This window comes from Lapillicoccus sp. (genome assembly GCF_039935575.1).
GTDB lineage: Bacteria > Actinomycetota > Actinomycetes > Actinomycetales > Dermatophilaceae > Lapillicoccus.
In genome coordinates, this window is record NZ_JBDTKA010000029.1 from 1 (window position 1) to 19,348 (window position 19,348).

Annotated in this window: 21 protein-coding genes; 14 read left to right on the top strand and 7 right to left on the bottom strand. The window is 70.1% G+C overall.

The genetic code is table 11. The features are described 5' to 3' along the window. From ABI385_RS03670 to ABI385_RS03680, 3 genes are all read right to left on the bottom strand, one after another. Nucleotides 1-730: biotin/lipoyl-containing protein (locus ABI385_RS03670; protein ID WP_348102382.1), on the bottom strand; the 730-nt coding region annotated here is incomplete at its 3' end. Nucleotides 731-879: 149 nt separating this feature from the next. Next, a complete protein-coding gene (gene lpdA / locus ABI385_RS03675; RefSeq protein WP_348102383.1) occupies nt 880-2,271 on the bottom strand; it encodes a dihydrolipoyl dehydrogenase in 1,392 nt (463 codons plus the stop codon). 85 nt (nt 2,272-2,356) lie between these two features. Beyond that, a complete protein-coding gene (locus tag ABI385_RS03680) occupies nt 2,357-2,632 on the bottom strand; it encodes a hypothetical protein (protein ID WP_348102384.1) in 276 nt (91 codons plus the stop codon). A 152-nt stretch (nt 2,633-2,784) separates the two neighbouring features. Here ABI385_RS03680 and ABI385_RS03685 point away from each other — a divergent pair, with 152 nt between their 5' ends. From ABI385_RS03685 to ABI385_RS03710, 6 genes are all read left to right on the top strand, one after another. Then, the gene (locus ABI385_RS03685; protein ID WP_348102385.1) at nt 2,785-3,084 is read left to right on the top strand and encodes a hypothetical protein; all 300 of its coding nucleotides are present in this window, start codon (nt 2,785-2,787) and stop codon (nt 3,082-3,084) included. Nucleotides 3,085-3,201: 117 nt separating this feature from the next. Next, complete coding sequence (locus ABI385_RS03690) at nt 3,202-3,390, top strand: DUF5302 domain-containing protein (protein ID WP_348102386.1); 189 nt, start codon at nt 3,202-3,204, stop codon at nt 3,388-3,390. 118 nt (nt 3,391-3,508) lie between these two features. Further along, entirely contained in the window at nt 3,509-4,591 is a 1,083-nt protein-coding gene (gene gcvT, locus ABI385_RS03695) for a glycine cleavage system aminomethyltransferase GcvT (protein ID WP_407068217.1), read from the top strand. A 70-nt stretch (nt 4,592-4,661) separates the two neighbouring features. Beyond that, nucleotides 4,662-4,868, top strand: a complete 207-nt coding sequence (locus ABI385_RS03700; RefSeq protein ID WP_348102388.1) for a hypothetical protein — start codon at nt 4,662-4,664, stop codon at nt 4,866-4,868. Between the two features lie 183 nt (nt 4,869-5,051). After that, nucleotides 5,052-6,608 carry an MDR family MFS transporter gene (locus ABI385_RS03705; protein ID WP_348102389.1) on the top strand — a complete coding sequence of 519 codons (1,557 nt, stop codon included), beginning with the start codon at nt 5,052-5,054 and terminating at the stop codon, nt 6,606-6,608. A 41-nt stretch (nt 6,609-6,649) separates the two neighbouring features. Beyond that, nucleotides 6,650-7,987, top strand: a complete 1,338-nt coding sequence (locus tag ABI385_RS03710) for a serine hydrolase domain-containing protein (protein WP_348102390.1) — start codon at nt 6,650-6,652, stop codon at nt 7,985-7,987. A 34-nt stretch (nt 7,988-8,021) separates the two neighbouring features. Here the strand turns inward: ABI385_RS03710 and ABI385_RS03715 are convergent, their stop codons facing one another. After that, nucleotides 8,022-8,603 carry a DUF3043 domain-containing protein gene (locus ABI385_RS03715; RefSeq protein WP_348102391.1) on the bottom strand — a complete coding sequence of 194 codons (582 nt, stop codon included), beginning with the start codon at nt 8,601-8,603 and terminating at the stop codon, nt 8,022-8,024. Nucleotides 8,604-8,682: 79 nt separating this feature from the next. Between ABI385_RS03715 and ABI385_RS03720 the strand changes: the two genes are divergently transcribed. Beyond that, nucleotides 8,683-10,047, top strand: coding sequence for a dipeptidase (locus ABI385_RS03720; protein WP_348102392.1), 1,365 nt, complete (start codon nt 8,683-8,685; stop codon nt 10,045-10,047). After that, the gene (locus ABI385_RS03725; protein ID WP_348102393.1) at nt 10,044-11,324 is read left to right on the top strand and encodes a saccharopine dehydrogenase NADP-binding domain-containing protein; all 1,281 of its coding nucleotides are present in this window, start codon (nt 10,044-10,046) and stop codon (nt 11,322-11,324) included. Before ABI385_RS03720 ends, ABI385_RS03725 begins: the two co-directional genes overlap by 4 nt. Nucleotides 11,325-11,526: 202 nt before the next feature. Here ABI385_RS03725 and nadA read toward each other — a convergent pair whose 3' ends face one another. Continuing rightward, on the bottom strand, nt 11,527-12,705 hold the full coding sequence (gene nadA / locus ABI385_RS03730) for a quinolinate synthase NadA (protein WP_407068218.1): 1,179 nt from the start codon (nt 12,703-12,705) through the stop codon (nt 11,527-11,529). A 128-nt stretch (nt 12,706-12,833) separates the two neighbouring features. Between nadA and ABI385_RS03735 the strand changes: the two genes are divergently transcribed. From ABI385_RS03735 to aat, 4 genes are all read left to right on the top strand, one after another. Then, the gene (locus ABI385_RS03735) at nt 12,834-14,030 is read left to right on the top strand and encodes a glycerate kinase (protein WP_348102394.1); all 1,197 of its coding nucleotides are present in this window, start codon (nt 12,834-12,836) and stop codon (nt 14,028-14,030) included. 104 nt (nt 14,031-14,134) lie between these two features. After that, nucleotides 14,135-14,518 (top strand): iron-sulfur cluster insertion protein ErpA, encoded by a 384-nt coding sequence (gene erpA, locus ABI385_RS03740; protein ID WP_348102395.1) that lies wholly within the window; start codon nt 14,135-14,137, stop codon nt 14,516-14,518. Between the two features lie 97 nt (nt 14,519-14,615). Continuing rightward, entirely contained in the window at nt 14,616-15,602 is a 987-nt protein-coding gene (locus ABI385_RS03745) for a carbohydrate kinase family protein (RefSeq protein ID WP_348102396.1), read from the top strand. Between the two features lie 33 nt (nt 15,603-15,635). Beyond that, entirely contained in the window at nt 15,636-16,310 is a 675-nt protein-coding gene (gene aat, locus ABI385_RS03750; protein WP_348102397.1) for a leucyl/phenylalanyl-tRNA--protein transferase, read from the top strand. 9 nt (nt 16,311-16,319) lie between these two features. On the opposite strand, the gene ABI385_RS03755 is transcribed toward aat, so the two are convergent. Next, nucleotides 16,320-16,613: a sulfurtransferase TusA family protein gene (locus ABI385_RS03755; RefSeq protein WP_348102398.1), complete on the bottom strand. Its 294-nt coding sequence runs from the start codon at nt 16,611-16,613 to the stop codon at nt 16,320-16,322. Further along, complete coding sequence (locus tag ABI385_RS03760) at nt 16,603-17,793, bottom strand: aminotransferase class V-fold PLP-dependent enzyme (protein WP_348102399.1); 1,191 nt, start codon at nt 17,791-17,793, stop codon at nt 16,603-16,605. The genes ABI385_RS03755 and ABI385_RS03760 overlap by 11 nt, the downstream gene beginning before the upstream one ends. Before the next feature lie 179 nt (nt 17,794-17,972). Between ABI385_RS03760 and coxB the strand changes: the two genes are divergently transcribed. Next, nucleotides 17,973-18,851 (top strand): cytochrome c oxidase subunit II, encoded by an 879-nt coding sequence (coxB, locus tag ABI385_RS03765; protein ID WP_348102402.1) that lies wholly within the window; start codon nt 17,973-17,975, stop codon nt 18,849-18,851. Further along, a partial coding sequence (locus ABI385_RS03770; RefSeq protein WP_348102400.1) for a cbb3-type cytochrome c oxidase subunit I occupies nt 18,851-19,348 on the top strand: 498 nt, incomplete at its 3' end. The genes coxB and ABI385_RS03770, both read left to right, overlap by 1 nt.

Genomic DNA, 19,348 nt, shown 5'->3' on the forward strand with positions numbered 1-19,348 from the left:
CCGAACCACCGGACTCGCCGCCGATGACCGCGAGGTCGGCCCCGACGGGGACGGTGTCGTCCTCCTGGACCAGGATCTTGGTCAGGATGCCTGCGGCCGGGGAGGGGATCTCGGTGTCCACCTTGTCGGTGCTTACCTCGAGCAGGGGTTCGTCCACCTCGACGCTGTCGCCCTCTGCCTTGAGCCAGCGGGTGACGGTGCCTTCGGTGACCGACTCGCCGAGGGCTGGCATGGTCACCGTCTGACCACCACTGGAAGAACCACCCGAACCACCCGAGCCACTAGACGCGTTCGACTTCTCGGCGTCGTCACTGGGCGCGGCCTGGTCGGCCTCGGGCTCCGAGGTCTCCTTGGCCGCCGGCTGCTCGGTCGAGGGCGCGCCGGGCTCCGGAGCATCCGGTTCGGGAGCAGCGACCTCTTCATCCGTACCCTCCTTCGGCGCCGTGCCCTCCTGCGCCGAACCACCGTCCGCATCAGAACCGCTCGCGCCGGGGCCGTCGCCGATCACCGCGAGGTCGGCCCCCACGGGGACCGTGTCGTCCTCCTGGACGAGGATCTCCTGCAGCGTTCCCGACACCGGGGACGGAATCTCCGTGTCGACCTTGTCAGTGGACACCTCGAGGAGCGGCTCGTCGACCTGGACGTCGTCGCCGACGTTCTTCAGCCAGCGGGTGACCGTCCCCTCGGTGACGGACTCACCCAGGGCCGGCATGGTCACGCGTTCGGACATGAGATGGATCTCCTCGGTTGTCTGGATCGGCTGCGTCCCACCATCTTGGCCGAACCTCGCCTCGTCGTGCAGTCAGGGTCGTGGGTAATGCTGTTTGGGGTCGTGGCGATCTGCGTCATCGGGATGGGGAATGGTCAGTCGGTGGTTGCTCAGCCGTGGGCGTGCAGGGGCTTGCCGGCGAGGGCCAGGTGAGCCTCACCCAACGCCTCGTTCTGGGTGGGGTGGGCGTGGACGAGTCCGGCGACGTCGGCGGGGAACGCATCCCAGCCGACGATCAGCTGGGCCTCGCCGGCCTGCTCGCCCATCCGGGCACCGATCATGTGGACGCCGACGACGGGGCCGTCCTTCTCCCGCACCAGTTTGACGAAACCCTGGGTCTGCAGGATCTGTGACTTGCCGTTGCCGCCGAGGTTGTACTCGACGACCTCGACGTCGCCGAACCGTTCCCGCGCCTGGGCTTCGGTGAGGCCGACCGACGCGATCTCGGGGTCGCAGTAGGTGACGCGCGGTATGCCTCCCTCGTCCACCGGTGCGGGCGAGAGGCCCGCGATGTCCTCGGCCACGAAGATGCCCTGAGCGAAACCGCGGTGCGCGAGCTGCAGCCCGGGCACGATGTCGCCCACGGCATACACGCCCGGGAGGTTGGTTCGCAGCCGCTCGTCGGTGGGCACGAAGCCGCGCTCTACGACGACACCTGCCTGCTCGTACCCGAGGCCCTCGGTCACCGGGCCGCGGCCCACCGCGACGAGCAGCAGGTCGGCCTCGAGCCTCGCCCCGCCCTCGATGGTCACCGCCACGACGTCGCCGACCTGCTCGGCACTCTCGAACCTGGCGCCGGTACGCAGGGTGATCCCGCGCTTGCGGAAGGCTCGCTCCAACTGTTTGGAGACCGCCTCGTCCTCGCTCGCGACCAGTCGTGGCAGCGCCTCGACGACGGTCACCTCGGAGCCGAACGACCGGAACACCGAGGCGAACTCCACCCCGATGACCCCCCCGCCCAGTACGATGACGCGCGCCGGGACGTGGTCGAGGCTCAGGGCCTGCTCACTGGTCATGACCCGGCCGCTGATCTCGAGGCCGGGCAGGGTGCGGGCGACGGAACCGGTGGCCAGGACGAGATGCCGGCCGGTCAACCGACGACCCCCGACGTCGACCACCTGGTTCTCCGCGCCGACCGACACGACTCGGCCCGAGCCCTCGACGTAGTCGATCGAGCGCGCGGAGACCAGACCCTGCAGCCCCGTGTAGAGCCGGGCGACGACCCCGTCTTTGTAGGAGTTGACCCCGCTCATGTCGACCGACTCGAATGTGGTCTTCACGCCGAACCGGCTGCCCTCGCGGGCGCTGTCCGCGACCTCGGCCGCATGCAGCAGCGCCTTGGTCGGGATGCAGCCCTGGTGCAGGCAGGTGCCGCCGAGCTTGCCCTTCTCGACCAACGCAACGGTGAGCCCCAGCTCGGCTGCCCGCAGGGCGCAGGCATAGCCGCCGCTGCCCCCACCGAGGACGACGACGTCATACGTCGGTCCGGCGTCAGCCGACATCAGCGCGCTCCTTCGCGTCATCCAGCGGGTGGTTTTCCGGGATGCTGACCCGTGGCCCGACCATCCTGTCACTCCTGCGCGCCGCTTACTTCGTGAGGGTACGGAGCCGTTCGCAGCGGTGCTCGTGCTCGGCGGCGATGCTGTTGGTCGGATCGTTCATCCACGCCAGCTTCGATGCGCCGTTGGAGGGGTCCTCCTCGACCCCCTCGGGGAGCAATGGGCTGTACGGGCCGATGGCGCACCAGATCGCAAAGCTCTCCGCCAAGTCCTCGAGGGGGTCGCTCACGGCATACTCGTCGACGTAGGCGAGCGCGTGGTCGGGAGCGGTGGCGACTACGAGACCCCACAGCTGCTGGGTCACAGTCGCGGACCGGGCCGGCCCGTCGGTGCCCTGGCGCGGGTGTCCACGTCGCCCCTGCCTGACCGCCGGGCACGATATCCTCAGGCATGGCTTGGTGGGGCAGGTTTCGCAGCAAGGTGTCAGGTGACCCACGACGGTCCGACGGTCCGTCGATGGCGGTGGATCGTCTCGCCGTACTCGACCACCTGCGCGGTTTTTCGACGACACGCCGTGGTGTGGAGGCCTATGTCGAGCCCGCGACCAACGTCTCCGCCGAGAGTGTCGTGCTGGTTGCCACGGACGGCGAATGGACCCGCCGGGCGGTGGGGTCGCGGCAGGCGGCGTTCGAGCTGGCCCGGTCGTTGGACATCCCCGTCTACGACGTGCTGCTGACCGGTTACCCCAGGCGGATGCGTGAGTGGAGCTCACGGCAGCGCCGTCAGGAGCGTCAGAACGGCCCCGGAGCTGGCTGATCGGGTGTCCGCCGAGCACAACCGTGTAGCACCCGCTCGTCTGGGGATGGCAGCATGGACGGGCAGCGCCCACCTGGGTGCTCAGGGTGCGCACGGCGCACGAGAGGAGCGGTCGAGATGTCAGGCAAGGCCAAGAAGGCGGGCGGTCCGTCCGAAGAGATGAAGGCCAAGTTCCGCGAGGCGCTCGACAAGAAGCAGTCGCACGCGGGCCGGGACGTCTCGGCCGACGGGGAGGCCTCCAAGGTCAACGAGGCGCACGGCCCCGCCAAGGCCCAGCAGATGTTCCGCCGCAAGTCCGGCAGCTGACGGCGAGCCGAGGGTGACAGCACACACTGCAAGCCCAGAAGGCCCCGAGACCGCCGCCACCTCGGCGTCGCCGAAGACCTCACCGCTCCACGCACGGCACGTCGCCCTCGGGGCCAAGATGGCCGACTTCGGCGGGTGGGACATGCCGATCGAGTATCCAGGTGGCGGCGTCGTCGCCGAGCACACAGCGGTGCGCGAACGGGTCGGTATCTTCGACGTCAGCCACCTTGGCAAGGCGTCGGTCACCGGCGAGGGCGCCGTCGACTTCGTCAACGCGTGCTTCACCAACGACCTGCGGCGGATCGGTCCCGGCCAGGCCCAGTACACGCTGTGCTGTGACCCGTCCGGTGGTGTGGTCGACGACCTCATCCAGTACCTCAAGGGCGAGCAGGACGTCTTCCTTATCCCGAACGCCGCCAACAGCGCCGAGGTCGTGCGTCGCCTTGCCGCCGCGGCACCGGACGGGATCGAGGTCCGCGACCAGCACGAGGCATACGGGATCATCGCGGTCCAGGGTCCGCGCTCCGACGAGGTTCTCGAGGCGCTCGGGCTGCCGACCGGACACGACTACATGTCGTTCCTGGAGACCGAGTGGCACGGCCGTCCGCTGACGGTGTGCCGCACGGGTTACACGGGGGAGCGCGGCTACGAGCTGGTCCCGCGGTGGGAGGACACCACCGCGTTGTGGGACGCGCTGGCCGAGGCGATGGAGGCGCATGACGGTATGCCCTGTGGCCTGGGTGCGCGCGACACCCTGCGGACCGAGATGGGTTATCCGCTGCACGGGCAGGACCTCTCGCTGGACATCTCACCGGTGCAGGCGCGAGCCGGCTGGGCGGTGGGGTGGAAGAAGGACCAGTTCTGGGGGCGTGACGCGCTGGTCGCGGAGAAGGCCGCGGGCCCGGCCCGCGTCTCCTGGGGCTTGCTCGTCACCGGGCGGGGCATCCCGCGGGCGCACTGCACCGTGCTGTCCGGCGGGGATACCGGCGCAGACTCCAGCCCTGCGTCCGCCACCGTGCCCGGTGGCGAGGTGATGGGTGAGGTGACGTCGGGGACGTTCTCGCCGACCCTGCGGCAGGGCATCGCGCTCGCGCTCCTGACCGGCGCCGCCGTCGGCGACGCGGTCGTCGTGGACGTGCGCGGTCGCGAGATCCCCGCGACCGTGGTCAAGCCGCCCTTCGTGGACCTGCAGACCCGCTGACCCGCTGACCCGCTGACCCGCTGACCCGCAGCCATGGGTCACCTCGGAGCCAGCGTCTAGAGTCCGTGCCATGAGCGGAAGCTGGACCTGGGACCTTTTCGACGCGCAGCGCATAGTTGTCCCAGGCGGCGGCGGTGGGTTCCCCACCCAGAGCGATGCCGAGTCCTGGCTGGGCGAGGAGTGGCGCGACCTGCTCGACAGCGGGGTCGACGCCGTCACGCTCAAGCAGGACGGCGAGCTCGTCTACGGCCCGATGAGTCTCCAAGCGATGGAGTGACGGGGTTCGGGACGGCGAAATGGGCTGCGCGGGGGTCGGTGGTCTCGCATAGCCTTTCTCGAGGTGGTCGAGGGGAGTTCTTCGGGCCTGACCCTCCGGCCCGCGATGAGTTCCGGCACACAGCTGGGTCTTACCGCACATGACGCTGAACCTCGCGAGTAACGAACGCAGCCAAGGACCGACGTGACTGACATTCCCGCGCCCCAGCAGGCAACAACAGCTCAGTCCGGACCCCTCGAGGACCGGGCCGGTTCGCCCGAAGCGGTGAGCGAAGCCCGCGGCAACCGCATCCTGCAGGTCCTCGTCGCCGCCACCTTCGTCGTCATCCTCAACGAGACGATCATGGTCAACGCGATCCCGCGCCTGATGACGGAGTTCGACGTCACAGCGCGGGCTGCTCAGTGGCTGTCGACGGCGTTCATGCTGACCCTGGCGGTGGTCATCCCGATGACCGGCTGGTTCCTGCAGCGGGTCACGACCCGTGCCGCCTTCACGACAGCGATCTCCCTGTTCCTTGCCGGGACCGTGTTGGCGACCCTGTCGTGGACCTACCCCGTCCTGCTCGTCGCCCGGGTGGTCCAGGCCAGTGGCACCGCGGTGATGATGCCGCTGCTGATGACGACGCTGCTCACCATCGTCCCGGCGGAACGCCGGGGAAAGACGATGGGCAACGTCACGCTGGCCATGGCGGTCGCGCCTGCGCTCGGCCCTGCCGTGTCGGGTCTGTTGCTTCAGCTCGGCTCCTGGCGGTGGATCTTCGCGGTGGTACTGCCTATCGCCGGCGCGATGCTCCTCGTGGGACTGCGCTGGCTGGTCGACGTCGGCGAGCCGAAGCCCGGGTCGCTCGACCTGGTGAGCGTGGCGCTCGCTGCGCTCGGGTTCGGCGTTTTCGTCTACGGGCTGAGCCAGATCGGGGCAGACAGCAGCGCCGGGGGGCTGCCGGCCGTGCCGTGCATCGTGGTCGGCCTCGCGTTCGTGGCCGCGTTCGGTTGGCGCCAGGTGCGTCTGCAGCGCAGCGAGACCCCGCTGCTCGACCTACGCACCTTGCGGGTGCGCACCTTCACCATCTCCCTCGCACTCATGTGCCTGTCGTTCATGGCCCTGATGGGCGTCATGATCACGCTGCCGCTGTTCCTGCAGAACGTCCACGGCTACAGCCCGCTGATGACCGGCCTGCTCCTCATGCCCGGCGGTCTGGTGATGGGGCTGCTCGGACCCAAGGTCGGGTCGCTGTTCGACCAGCACGGAGCTCGAGTACTCGTCGTTCCCGGTTCCGCCCTCCTGGTGGCGGTGCTGGCCGGATTCGCGACCATCACCCAGGACTCACCTGCCTGGTGGCTGCTGAGCCTGCACGTGCTGATGAGCGTGGCGCTGGCGATGATCTTCACACCGGTCTTCACCGTCGGCCTCGGAGCCTTGCCGATGCGGCTCTACTCTCACGGAAGCGCGGTGCTGGGCACCCTTCAGCAGGTCGCCGCCGCGATGGGGACCGCGATCGTCATCACGGTCATGTCGGTGCGCGCGGCATCGCTCGTCGCCCACGGGACCGACCAGGTTGCTGCGCTGAGCGCCGGGATCCGCTGGGGGATGGCCTTCGGCGCCGCGGTGGCAGTCGTCGTGCTCGTGCTGGCATTCTTCATGCCGGCGACCGCGCAGTCCTCCACCGACGGGCCCGACGGGCCCGACGAGCACGCTGCACCGCAGGACAGCGCCGCCGAGGAGCGAGTGTCGGTAGCCTGACCGGTCCGTCCCGCGATGGCTGGGGTCGTATCCTCGCCGCCATGACGAGCGCCCTCGACCCGAAGCTCACGGCACGGCTGGAGGCTGCCGCGGTGGCAGCCCAACGAGCCTGGCGCGCAACGGGACTGTCGGCCGGCGTGGTCCGAGACGGGGAGCTGGTCTGGTCTACGCACGTGGGGTCCGCACGGGTAGACCCGCCGACGCCGGCGACGGACGACACGCAGACGATGATCGGCTCGATCACCAAGACCTTCACGGCGGTCCTCGTCATGCAGATGCGCGACGAGGGGCGGCTCAGCCTCGACGCCACGTTGGGGACCTGGCTGCCCGACACCCAGCACGCCACGCTCACGGTGCGACAGATGTTGAGCCACTCCTCCGGTCTGCAGCGGGAGCCGATGGGACACCTCTGGGAGACGTTGGAGACTCCCGACGCCGCTGAGCTGGTCGCAGGACTCGAACAGGCCGAACGCGTACTGCCCGGGCACTTCGCGTTCCATTACTCCAACCTCGCTTTCGCGCTGCTCGGCCAGGTCGTCGAGCAGCTGGACGGACGCCCGTGGGAGCAGGCCCTGCGAGCCCGGGTGCTCGGGCCGCTCGGTATGACGCATACCGGGCTGGTGCCCTCGTCCGACCACGCGGTCGGCTACCAGGTCGACCCTTTCGCCGGGACCCTGCGGCAGGAGCCGTTGCTCGACACCGGGGCCACGGCGCCGATGGGCGGTCTCTGGTCGACGGTGAACGACATGGCCCGGTATGCCGCGTTCCTCTGCGCGCCCGACCCGGCGGTCCTGCGTGCTGAGACCCTCGACGAGATGTGCCGACCGCTGGTGGTCATCGACTCCGACGGCTGGACGCGTGGCTACGGCCTGGGACTGGAGCTGCTGCGCAGTGGCGAGCGCATCTTCGTCGGCCACCGCGGGGCGATGCCCGGCTTCCTGTCGGCGGTGCGCGTGCGGCGCCCGGAGCACACGGGAGTGTTCGCGGTCGCGACGACGACAGCCGGAGCGCTCCCTGCCCAGCTGGCGACCCGGTTGCTCGAGATGGTGCTCGACGACCGCCCGTCGCGGGTGCAGCCGTGGGTGCCCGAAGAACCCCGGCCGGACCTCGACGAGCTGCTCGGGTCATGGTGGAGCGAGGGGGAGGAGCTCATCCTCGAGGTACGCCGCGGCGATCTGTGGATGCGGGTGCCGGGCGGAACCGCGCTCGATGAGACCCGTTTCACCCGGGAGTCGGAGACGGTGTTCAGGGCGGCCGAGGGTCGCGAACGCGGCGAGCGTCTGGAGCTGGTACGCGCCGACTCCGGTGAGCTGCTCAAACTCTATTTCGCGACCTATGCGGTCACCCGCAGTCCGACGGCGTTCGCCGACCTGGTCTGACGTCGGCGTGGAAATGTCGTGGGGCTTGGACCCGTCAGCTGGGGTAGTCGCCGCGCTTGACCTGCGGCTTCGGCATCCGTGTCGGACGCAGCTGGAAGGCGCGCATGACGGCATACATCGTGACGCCTGACGGGACCCCACTCGCGCCGAACTTCGCGATCAGCCGACTCTTGATCCGCCGCCACATCAGGACGGCGTCGATCACCGCGACAGCGATCAGGCCGTAGGTGAGCACGAACACGGCCATCAGCGCCCAGCTGGTCTTGAGGAAGGAGAGCGCGAGGACCAGCACCATGATCGGGAGCACGACCTCGCCCACGCTCCATCGAGCGTCGACGTAGTCACGGATGAACCGTCGCTGCGGTCCCTTGTCGCGCACCGGGAGGTTGGCGTCGTCACCGGTGACCATGGCCTGCCGCTGCTTGGCCATGCCCTCGCGGCGCTTCTGCTTCTCGATGTCCTTGGCGACCTTGCGATCGGTGACCACGAGCGGCTGGCGGCGGGCGGCCTCCTGGTCGCGGCGTTTCGGCGTGGGCTTGTTCTTCGCGCCCGGGCGGTCCTGGGGGACTGCGTCGGCCAGCTCGTCGTTGAGGGTCTTCTTCCGGGTGAACAGCACGGCCCCAGGGTATGCGCTGGGCACCGCATTCGGTACACGCGCGGGGCCAGTCGTTCCCGGTCGGGCTAGAGTCGCCGCCGTGACGACGGATGTCCTGACCCCTGACCAGATCGCCGAGATCAAGGAGCGGGTGACCGCCCTGATGCCCGGCGTCCGAGCCGACCTCGAAGCCCTGACCCGCATCCCGAGCGTGTCGCTCGACTCGTTCGACCAGCAGCACGTGGAGGACAGCGCGAACGCCGTCGCCGCGCTCCTGCGCGCGGAGGGCCTCGACGTGGAGATCATCCGTGAGGGCGGACGTCCGGCCGTGGTCGGCCACGTGGACGGCCCGCCCGGCTCGCCCACGGTCACGCTCTACGCCCACCACGACGTCCAGCCGCCCGGTCGCGACGAGGACTGGGACTCGCCACCCTTCGAGCCCACCGAACGCGGTGGGCGCCTCTACGGTCGCGGTGCTGCCGACGACAAGGCAGGCGTGATGGCGCACGTCGCCGCCTTGCGCGCCCACACCGGCGCCCTTCCCGTCGGGGTCACCGTATTCGTCGAGGGTGAGGAGGAGATCGGCAGCGACTCGCTGCTCACCATCCTCGAGCGGCACGGGGAGAGGCTGCGCGCCGACGCCATCGTGCTGGCCGACTCTGGCAACTGGGACATCGGCAAACCTGCGCTGACGGTCACGCTGCGTGGCATGATCCGTGTCATCGTCACTGTGACGACCCTGGACCACGGGGTGCACTCGGGGATGTTCGGGGGAGCGGTGCCCGATGCGATCACGACGTTGATCCGCCTCCTCGCCACGCTGCACGAACCCGACGGGACCGTCGCGGTCGCCGGTCTGAAGTTCGGCGAGGCGTCCGAGCTCGACTACGACGAGGCCCGGCTGCGGCTCGAGTCCGGGCTGCTCGACGGTGTCGAGCTGATCGGGACCGGGAGCATCCTCACCCGCCTCTGGAACAAGCCGTCGATCACGACGATCGGCTTCAACGCCCCGTCCGTGGAGACCTCGTCGAACACGCTCGTCCCGACCGCGGCGGCCAAGGTCTCGATGCGGATCGCCCCCGACGAGGACATCAAGGACGCCTTCACGCTGTTGCGGACCCACCTCGAGAAGAACCTCCCGTGGGGAGCCCGGATGGATGTGCACCTCGACGACGAGGGGCCGGGCTTCGACGCCGATGCCGACGGGCCGGTCTACGACCAGGCGCGCGCCGCTTTCGCGGACGCCTGGGGGGTGGCACCCGTCGATATCGGAGTAGGCGGGTCGATCCCGTTCGTCGCGCGGTTCGCCGAGAAGTTCCCCGACGCGGGAATCCTCGTCACCGGTGTCGAGGACCCGGACGCCCGGGCCCACGGCGCCAACGAGTCGCTGCACCTCGGCGAGTTCGAGCGGGTCTGCCAGGCCGAGGCCCTGCTCCTGGCCCGCCTCGGCGCGATGTCCCGGTGACGCCCCCCGAGAGCGGATCTGACCTCACCCCGGGGACCCGGGAGCACGACCTGGTCGTCCTCGGCGCCACCGGCTTCGTCGGCCGGCTACTGGCGGCATACCTCGCCGAGCATGCCCCCCTGGACCTGCGGGTGGCGCTCGCCGGCCGCTCGCCCGAACGCCTCCGGGCGGTCCGGGGCGGGCTCCCCTCGGCCGCCTCCCGCTGGCCGATGCTGACCGTCGACTCCCTCGACGAGGCCAGCGTCGGGGAGCTCGCGCGCTCGACACGGGTCGTGGTCACCGCTGTCGGCCCGTATGCGCGGCTCGGCCTTCCGCTGGCGCGCGCCTGTGCGGAGGCCGGAACTCACTACGCCGACCTCACCGGTGAGGTGCTCTACGTCCGCGACCTCGTCGACGGCTGCCACGAGACGGCCGTTGGGACGGGCGCCCGGATCGTGACGTCCTGCGGGTTCGACTCGGTGCCGTCCGACCTCGGGGTCCACCTGCTGCACCGGCACGCGCAGGAGATCGGCGCCGGTGGGCTCGGGGATACGACAATGCTGGTCACTCGCTTCCGGGGAGGGGTGAGCGGCGGCACCATCGACTCCATGCGCACCCAGCTGGAGGCGTTGGAGGCCGACCCGACCCGACGCCGCGTGGTGTTCGACCCGTTCGCCCTCAGCGCCGACCGCGCTGCGGAGCCGGACGGGAAGGACCAGCGCGAGGTGATGCGCGTGTTCCAGGACGACCGCACCGGTCAGTGGACGGCTCCGTTCGTGATGGCCCCGTTCAACACCCGCGTCGTGCGGCGGAGCAACTCACTGCTCGAGCACGCGTACGGGCCGCGCTTCCGTTATCGCGAGGCGATGGCTTTCGGAACCGGCGCGAAGGGCCGCGGGAGGGCCACTGCCCTCACCGTCGGGCTCGGGGCCCTGATGTCGGCGATGTCCACGCGCGCGACCCGCTCGGTGGCCGACCGTGTGCTCCCGGCACCCGGCGAAGGGCCGGACGAGCAGGCCCGTGCAGCTGGTCGGTTCCGGTGCGAGCTGCGCACCACGACCGACAACGGCCGCCGCCTGCGGTCGGTGGTGTCGGCGCACGGCGACCCCGGCTATGCCGCCACCTCGGTCATGCTCGGTGAGGCTGCGTTGAGTTTGGTGCTCGACGGCGAACGCCTGCGCGCCGGCGGTGGCGTGCTGACCCCGGCCGTGGCAATGGGCGACGTGCTCGTGGACCGGCTTCGGGCCCAAGGGTTCTCCCTGACCGTGGGCGACGACCCTGGGACATCACCCTCCTGAGCCAGGCGGTGTCCCGTGCCACCCATCCCGACCGAACTCACGAGTTGCCGGGTTTTGGGCGGTTGACGCCCCCAAGAACCGGGGACGGGGTGAGTTCGGTTGGAAAAGATGGGAGTTCGGTCAGGAAGGACGTGAGTTCGGTCCGCGAACACCCGGGGAGAGGCGTGCAGGATGCGCGAGGCTCAGGCAGGGAAGCGGGAGGTCAGTCCTTGGAGGTCTCGCCAGGCAGGGCGAGCATCTGGTCGAGCGCTACCCGCCCCCAGTGTGCGACGTCGGGGTCGACGCGGATCGGGTTGACCACGCGTCCGTCGACGAGGGACTCGAGCGCCCAGACCAGGTGGGGGAGGTCGATCCGATTCATCGTCGAGCAGTAGCAGACGTTCTTCTCGAGGAACGCGATGGTCTGCTCGGGGAACATCTGGCGCAACCGGTTCACCAGGTTGAGCTCGGTCCCGACCACCCACGAGGTGCCCGCAGGTGCCGCTCCGATCGTCCTGATGATCCGCTCGGTCGAACCGATCTCGTCGGCCAGCTCGCACACCTCGTAGCGGCACTCGGGGTGCACGATGACCTTGACACCGGGGATCTCGCGTCGCGCCTGCTCGACCGCCTCGACCGCGAACCGGCCGTGCACCGAGCAGTGCCCCCGCCAGAGGATCATCCGGGCCGCCTGGAGCTGCTCGCGGGTGACGCCACCGTGCGGCTTGTGCGGGTCCCAGACCACGCAGTCGGCGAGGGAGAGGCCGAGGTCACGCACCGCGGTGTTGCGGCCGAGGTGCTGGTCGGGCAGGAAGAGCACCTTGCCTCCGGCGTCCAACCCACCGGTCTCGTCGAACGCCCACTGCAACGCGGTCTTCGCGTTGGACGACGTGCAGATCGTGCCGCCGTGCCGCCCGGTGAACCCCTTGATCGCGGCGGACGAGTTCATGTAGGTCACCGGGCGGATCAGTGCGGCGACGTCATCGCCCAGCATCTCGACCAGGTCGTCCCACGCGTCCTCGACCTGGGCAATGCCCGCCATGTCGGCCATCGAGCAGCCGGCCGCGAGGTCCGGGAGGATCACTGTCTGGTCGGCAGAGGTGAGGATGTCGGCCGACTCGGCCATGAAGTGCACCCCGCAGAACACGATGTGCGGCGCGTCCGGCCGGGCGGCGGCCTGCTGCGCGAGCTTGAAGCTGTCGCCGGTCACGTCGGCGAACTCGATGACCTCGTCGCGCTGATAGTGGTGGCCGAGCACGAAGACGCTGTCGCCGAGGGCCGCCTTGGCGGCGCGGGCCCGAGCGACCAGGTCGGGGTCGGACGGGGCGGGCAGGTCGCCCGGACACTCGACCCCGCGTTCGGAGTCGAGGTCGCGCCCCTGGCCGAGGACGAGCAGCGGCATCAGCGAGGGCCGCGGATGCGTCCCGGTCGAGGTGATGGTCACGACACGATCGTATGCCGATCGGTCTCGCCTTCTCGGTGTGGGCGTCCTTGCCGTCGACGGACCGTGGGGTTTGGCCATGGGGTTGGATGGTTGCCGTGCGCATCGTGCTGGCCCCCACCCGGTTCGCCGGCACCCTGACCGCGCTCGAGGCCGCCGAGGCGATGGCTCGCGGGTGGGCCCTCACCGCACCCCACGACGACCTTGTCCTGGTGCCGCTGTCCGACGGCGGCACGGGGTTCGTCGATGTGGTCGCCCGGGGAGTGGCGGCGCAGGCGGGCGAGCGGTCGAGGTGCGAGGTGCTCGCCGCGACGGTCTCCGACCCGCTGGGTCGGCCCGTACCCGCCGGCGTCCTGGTGGTCGAGTCATCGGCCACGCGGACTGCATACGTGGAGGCGTCGCAGGCGTGCGGCCCCGACCTGGTCGCCCCCGACGAACGCGACCCCGCCCACACCACCTCGGCAGGCTTGGGACAGCTGCTGGACCTCGCCTTGTCGACGACGCCGACTCGCGTCGTCGTGGGTCTGGGCGCCACCACGACCCACGACGCCGGAGCAGGGATGCTGGCGGCCCTCGGCGCCGGAGCCGACACCGTTCTCGGGCGAGGCGGCCTGCGCCTGGGGGACGTCCAGGTGGGCGACCTGAAGCGCCTCGACCAGGTGGTCGGCCGGTTCCGGGGTGTCGAGCTCGTGCTCGCCACCTCGGCGACGGTGACCTTGCTCGGTCTCCAGGGCGCGAGCGCTGTCGAGGCGGAGCCGCGGGGTGCGACGCCGGAACAGGCACAGGCGCTGGAGTCGGCATTCGGGCACTGGGTCGACCTCCTGCGCCGGGTCCGGCCGGAACGGACCGACCTGCTGACGGGCACCACCCGTCGGCTCGACCGGGAGCCGGGAGCGGGAGCCGGCGGTGGCATCGGGCATGCGCTGTTCCTCCTTGGTGGCCACCGGGTCGACGGAGCCCAGCTGGTGGCGGACGTCGTTGGTCTCGGCGGCCAGATCGCCCGCGCCGACCTGGTCCTGACCGGGGAGGGCACCTTCGACTGGCGGAGCCTGCGTGACTCCGCCCCGGCGGTCGTGGCGGACCTCGCGCTGGCGGCAGGCATACCGGCGGTCATCCTGGCCGGGCAGGTGCGGGTCGGGCGCCGCGAGTCGATGACGGCGGGGCTGTCCGGGACGTATGCCGTCTGCGATCGCCCGCAGGACCTCCCCGCCGCGCTGGCGAACGCGGCGGGAACCCTCGAAGCACGCGCCGCGCGGGTGGCGACGACATGGTCACCGGCTCGGTGAGGCAGCTGACATAAGGGCTTAGACTGGGGGAGTCCGGGAAGAGATCACGGACCCGCGCGGTTGACGATGTCACTCCGACTCCCGCAAACCCGAAGGACACACGGATGAGCGTTCAGGACCAGACCCAGACCGGCACGGCGCCGATCACCGACACCCCGGCGGCCCACGAGGTCCTCCTCACGGATGTCGCCGCCAGCAAGGTCAAGAGCCTGCTCGAGCAGGAGGGTCGCGACGACCTGCGGCTGCGCGTGGGCGTGCAGCCCGGTGGCTGCTCCGGCCTGATCTACCAGCTCTACTTCGACGAGCGCACGCTCGACGGTGACCTCGTTCGCGACTTCGCGGGTGTCGAGGTGGTGATCGACCGGATGAGCGCCCCCTACCTCATCGGTGCGACGATCGACTTCGCCGACACCATCGAGAAGCAGGGCTTCACGATCGACAACCCCAACGCGGGCAGCTCCTGCGCCTGCGGGGACAGCTTCAGCTGACCGGCGCACCCCACGCCGTACCGAACGCCCGGAACGCCCGGAACGCCACCCCCAACCGGTGGCGCCCGGGCGTTCTGGCGTCGGGTAGGTTCGGCGCGTGAAGATCGCGGTCGCCGGGTCCATTGCCACCGACCACCTGATGACCTTCCGGGGCCGGTTCGCCGACTCGCTCGTGGTCGAGCAGCTCGACAAGATCTCCCTGTCGTTCCTCGCAGAGGACCTGGAGATACGGCGCGGCGGGGTCGCGGCCAACATCGCGTTCGGGATGGCCAACCTGGGCCAGCACCCAGTCCTCGTCGGTGCGGTCGGTGAGGATTTCGACGACTACCACTCCTGGCTGACCCGGCACGGCGTCGACTGCCTGAGTGTCTACGTCTCGCAGACGAGGCACACCGCGCGCTTCGTCTGTACGACCGACGACGACATGGCCCAGATCGCGACCTTCTATGCCGGCGCGATGTCCGAGGCTCGCAACATCGAGCTCGGCCCCATTGCCGACCGGGTAGGCGGCCTCGACCTCGTCCTGGTCGGGGCCGACGACCCCGAGGCCATGCTGCGCCACACCCAGGAGTGTCGAACGCGACGGATCCCCTTCATCGCGGATCCCTCCCAGCAGCTCGCCTTCGCCGACGGCGACCAGATCCGCCGGCTGGTCGACGGGGCCGCCTACCTGTTCACCAATGAGTACGAGGGGCACCTCACCGAGCAGAAGACCGGCTGGAGCCACGACGAGATCCTCGAGCGGGTGGGCGTCCGCGTCATCACCCGCGGCTCGCACGGCGTGACCATCCACCGGATCGGCCAGGAGACCATCGCTGTTCCGGTCGCCCGCGAGGTGCGCAAGGCGGATCCGACCGGCGTGGGGGACGCGTTCCGGGCCGGGTTCATCACCGGCCTGTCCGGCGGGCTCGATCTGCGGCGGTGCGCGCAGCTCGGCTCGATGCTCGCGACCTACGTCATCGAGACCGTGGGCACCCAGGAGTACCAGCTGGGACAGGTCACGTTCCTCGACCGGATCGCCGACTCCTATGGACCGGACTCCGCCGCCGCGATCGCGCCGGTCGTCGCCTGTCCGAACGGCTGAGCGCGTCAGCCCGCTAGATCGACAGGCGACAACGTGCCCACTCTTCCGCCTCGTTCGCGCTACACGTTCGCCGTCGCGGGCACCGAACAAGGGGAGGACCTGGTGGGGGTCGGGGCCGACCTCGCCCCCGGGACGATCCTCGAGGCATACGTCGCGGGCGTCTTCCCGATGGGTCTCGGGGACTACGGCGGCGAGCCCCTCGGATGGTGGTCGCCCGACCCACGTGGCGTGCTGCTCCCCGCGAACCTGCATGTGAGTCGGTCCATGCATCGCGCGATGCACCGGTTCGAGATCCGCGTGGACAGCGACTTCGCCGGCGTGGTCGCCGGCTGCGCGGACCCCGGCCGGGCGGGCCGGTGGATCACGCCCGAGATCACCCGCGCCTACTCCGAGCTGCACCGCCTCGGGTGGGCCCACTCCGTCGAGGTGGTCCAGGACGGCGCCCTCGTCGGCGGCCTCTACGGGCTCGCCGTCGGCGGCCTCTTCGCCGGCGAGTCGATGTTCCACCGCGCGACGGACGCGTCCAAGGCGGCCGTGATCGCCCTGCACGACCTGGTCACCCGCGACGGTGACCCGCGCCGGATCATCGACGTGCAGTGGCGCACGGACCATCTCGCGAGCCTCGGCGTGACGGAGCTGTCGCGAGCCGCCTACCTGCGTCGGCTCGCGAGCGCGCTGCAGGCGCCGCTGCCGGAGGCGTTCGCCTGACGAGCCCACTCAGGTGCCGCGACGCACGAGGTATGCCGTGTGCTCGCTCCCGCCCACGCGCACCTCTACGACCTCGACGAGGTCGTGCCCGCGCATCCGACAGAACGCCGGGACATCGGTCTGCGCGGCCGGGTCGGTGGCGAGTAGCTGCACCACATATCCGGGCGTCAGGTCGCGAAGCAGCGCGCCGAGCCGGATGACCGGGAGGGGGCAGCGCTGGCCGCGGGCGTCCAGGATCGCGGGGCCCTCCGGCCGGCCGATTTCGGGTGTCGGGGTCATTCGGGTGTCGGGGTCACAGGTCACGCGTCCCGAGAGTGGCCCGCACGGTCGCCACCGCGTCGGCCAGCTGGGCGCAGAACGCGTCCACACCTGCGGCCCGGTCGGGCCCGGTTGCCGCCAGCGGCAGGGTCACGCGGACGTTGCCGTGCGTCAGGGTCCCCATCGCCGCGAGGACGTGGCTGGGTTCGAGAGTGCTCGCCGTGCAGGCCGACCCGGAAGCCACGGCGAAACCGCGTCGGTCGAGCTCGTGGACGAGCGCCTCGCCGTCGACGAACAGGCAGGAGAAGGTCATCACGTGCGGCAGCCGGTCCCGCGGGTCACCGGCAACCACGGTGTCCGGGACGTTAGACGCCGCAGCCCGGATCCGTGCGACCAGCTCGGCGGCCGCGGCGGCGTCGTCGACGGCGGTTCCGGACGTCTGGGTCTGCTGCCAGGCCTCTGCTGCCGCGAGGGCGAGCGGGATGACGGGCTCGACGTCGGTGCGGCCGGCCTCGACCTCCGTCGCCGCCCCAGGGCGACGCCAGCGGGTGCGTTCCGGCACCACGAGCACACCGACCCCGGCCGGGCCGCCCCAGGAGCGCGCGTCGCCGACGAGGACGTCGTATGCCACGGGAACCGGGTCACGCCCCAGCCCGGCCATCGCGTCGACCACCAGGGGGACGCCGGCGCGTCGGCACGCCTCGTATGCCGCGGCGAGCGGCTGGCGCGTCCCGACCTCGCCGTTGGCCGACTGCAGTGCCGCCACGACCGTGCCCGAGACCTCGAGCGCGCTGCGCCAGGCGTTCAGATCCACCCGCCCGACATCGTCGACCCGCACCTCGTCGAGCAGCTCCGTCCGCTCCTCTCGGGAGGCGATCTCACGGGCAGGGACCAGAACCGCCGAGTGCTCGACCGCTCCGGCGACTGTGCGGCCTCCGCGGCGGCGGCCGGCATACCGGATGCCCTCGAGCGCGCTCGAGAGCGCGACCGGACCACCCGGCAAGAAGCTGACCTCCGGCGGACGGACGCCGAGGCCCGCCGCCACCACCTCACGCGCCTGGTCAAGCAGGACCCGGGCGCGCCGGCCCTCGGCGTGCAGGCGTCTCGGATCGGCCCATCCGACGTCGACGGCCGATAGCAGGGTCTCGCGGGCCGCGGGGTGCATGGGGCCGGACGACGCATCGAGATAGACCCGACCCTGGCTGTCGGATGTCGAGGGCGCCACGGTCGTCACGTTAGCCCCACCCATACGTGTGGGAACGCAGTCCGGGAGGTAGTGTGGCGGACATATCGATGCCCTACCCGGCTGTGTTTTTCCGATGTTTGTCGCATGCTTGTCCTCCACCGTCATCCTCGTTCCGGAAGGTGCACTCGTTGGCCTCGCACCCCACGCCGCTCACGCCCATGAGGCGCCGGGGGCTCGCGATCGCCGGTCTCGCGATCGCCTGCGCGATGTTCCTCAGTGGCTGCGCCAGCAACGGCACTGCATCGAGTGGATGGCTGCCCCAGGGGACCAACGGCGGTGAGGTCACCAGCAACACGGGCCGCGTCACGTCGCTGTGGGTCGGCACCTGGATCGCCGCGCTCGTCGTCGGCCTGATCGTGTGGGGCCTGACGATCTACGTGATGGTGCGCTACCGGCGCAAGAAGGACGACGTCGGCCTCCCGCCGCAGCTGCGCTACAACGTGCCGATCGAGATCCTCTATACCGTGGTGCCGCTGTTCATGGTCGCGGTGCTCTTCTACTACACGGCGCGCGACGAGTCCGCGCTGCTCGACGTCTCGGTAAAACCCGACTACACCGTGAATGTGGTTGCGAAGCAATGGAGCTGGGACTTCAACTACGTCGACGCCAACGTCTACGAGGCGGGTGTCCAAGTCGCGCTCGACCGCAACACGGGGGAGCCGCTGAACGCCGAACCGGTGCTCTATCTCCCGATCAACAAGCGCGTCGAGTTCATCCTCAATGCTCGCGACGTCATCCACTCCTTCTGGGTGCCGGCGTTCCTCCAGAAGCTCGACGTGCTGCCCGGCAAGACCAACCGCTTCCAGGTCGTGCCGACCCAGCAGGGCGAGTTCCAGGGCAAGTGCGCCGAGCTGTGCGGGGCTTATCACTCCCAGATGCTGTTCAAGGTCAAAATCGTGTCCCAAGCCGACTTCGACGCCGAGATGGCCAAGCTCAAGAGCCTGGGCCAGACCGGTCAGCTGGCCAACACCCTCAGCCGTGAGCCTGTTCTGCCCGCGGACCAAAAGCTCGTGCCGAACGCATCTGGGAGCAACTGATGGCCACGACGACGACCCCCACCGGCACCCAGTTCGAGTACTCCACGGGCGAACGGGTCACCTCGAGGCCGAAGCTGCTGCCCGGTCAGACGTTCGTCAAGTGGGTGACCACGACCGACCACAAGGTGATCGGCAACCTGTACTTCATCACCTCGTTCATCTGGTTCCTGCTGGGCGGCATCATGGCGATGCTCATCCGCACCGAGCTCGCCGCGCCGGGCCTGCAGGTCGTCGACAACCCGGAGCAGTACAACCAGCTGTTCACCATGCACGGCACGATCATGCTGCTGCTGTTCGCGACGCCGCTGTTCGCCGGGTTCTCCAACGCGCTCATGCCGATCCAGATCGGCGCGCCGGACGTCGCGTTCCCCCGCCTCAACATGTTCGCCTACTGGCTCTACCTCTTCGGTGGCCTCATCGCCGGCGCCGGCTTCCTCACGCCCCAGGGCGCCGCGGCGTTCGGCTGGTTCGCCTACGCCCCGTTGTCCGACAACTCC

What these genes read in the sequence shown, in the direction of transcription:
- lpdA (WP_348102383.1), bottom strand. Translation starts at nt 2,271, where the DNA reads ATGTCGGCTGACGCCGGACCGACGTATGACGTCGTCGTCCTCGGTGGG.
- ABI385_RS03685 (WP_348102385.1), top strand. Translation starts at nt 2,785, where the DNA reads ATGGCGGTGGATCGTCTCGCCGTACTCGACCACCTGCGCGGTTTTTCG.
- ABI385_RS03690 (WP_348102386.1), top strand. Translation starts at nt 3,202, where the DNA reads ATGTCAGGCAAGGCCAAGAAGGCGGGCGGTCCGTCCGAAGAGATGAAG.
- gcvT (WP_407068217.1), top strand. Translation starts at nt 3,509, where the DNA reads ATGGCCGACTTCGGCGGGTGGGACATGCCGATCGAGTATCCAGGTGGC.
- ABI385_RS03700 (WP_348102388.1), top strand. Translation starts at nt 4,662, where the DNA reads ATGAGCGGAAGCTGGACCTGGGACCTTTTCGACGCGCAGCGCATAGTT.
- ABI385_RS03710 (WP_348102390.1), top strand. Translation starts at nt 6,650, where the DNA reads ATGACGAGCGCCCTCGACCCGAAGCTCACGGCACGGCTGGAGGCTGCC.
- nadA (WP_407068218.1), bottom strand. Translation starts at nt 12,705, where the DNA reads ATGCCGCTGCTCGTCCTCGGCCAGGGGCGCGACCTCGACTCCGAACGC.
- ABI385_RS03735 (WP_348102394.1), top strand. Translation starts at nt 12,834, where the DNA reads ATGGTTGCCGTGCGCATCGTGCTGGCCCCCACCCGGTTCGCCGGCACC.
- erpA (WP_348102395.1), top strand. Translation starts at nt 14,135, where the DNA reads ATGAGCGTTCAGGACCAGACCCAGACCGGCACGGCGCCGATCACCGAC.
- coxB (WP_348102402.1), top strand. Translation starts at nt 17,973, where the DNA reads ATGAGGCGCCGGGGGCTCGCGATCGCCGGTCTCGCGATCGCCTGCGCG.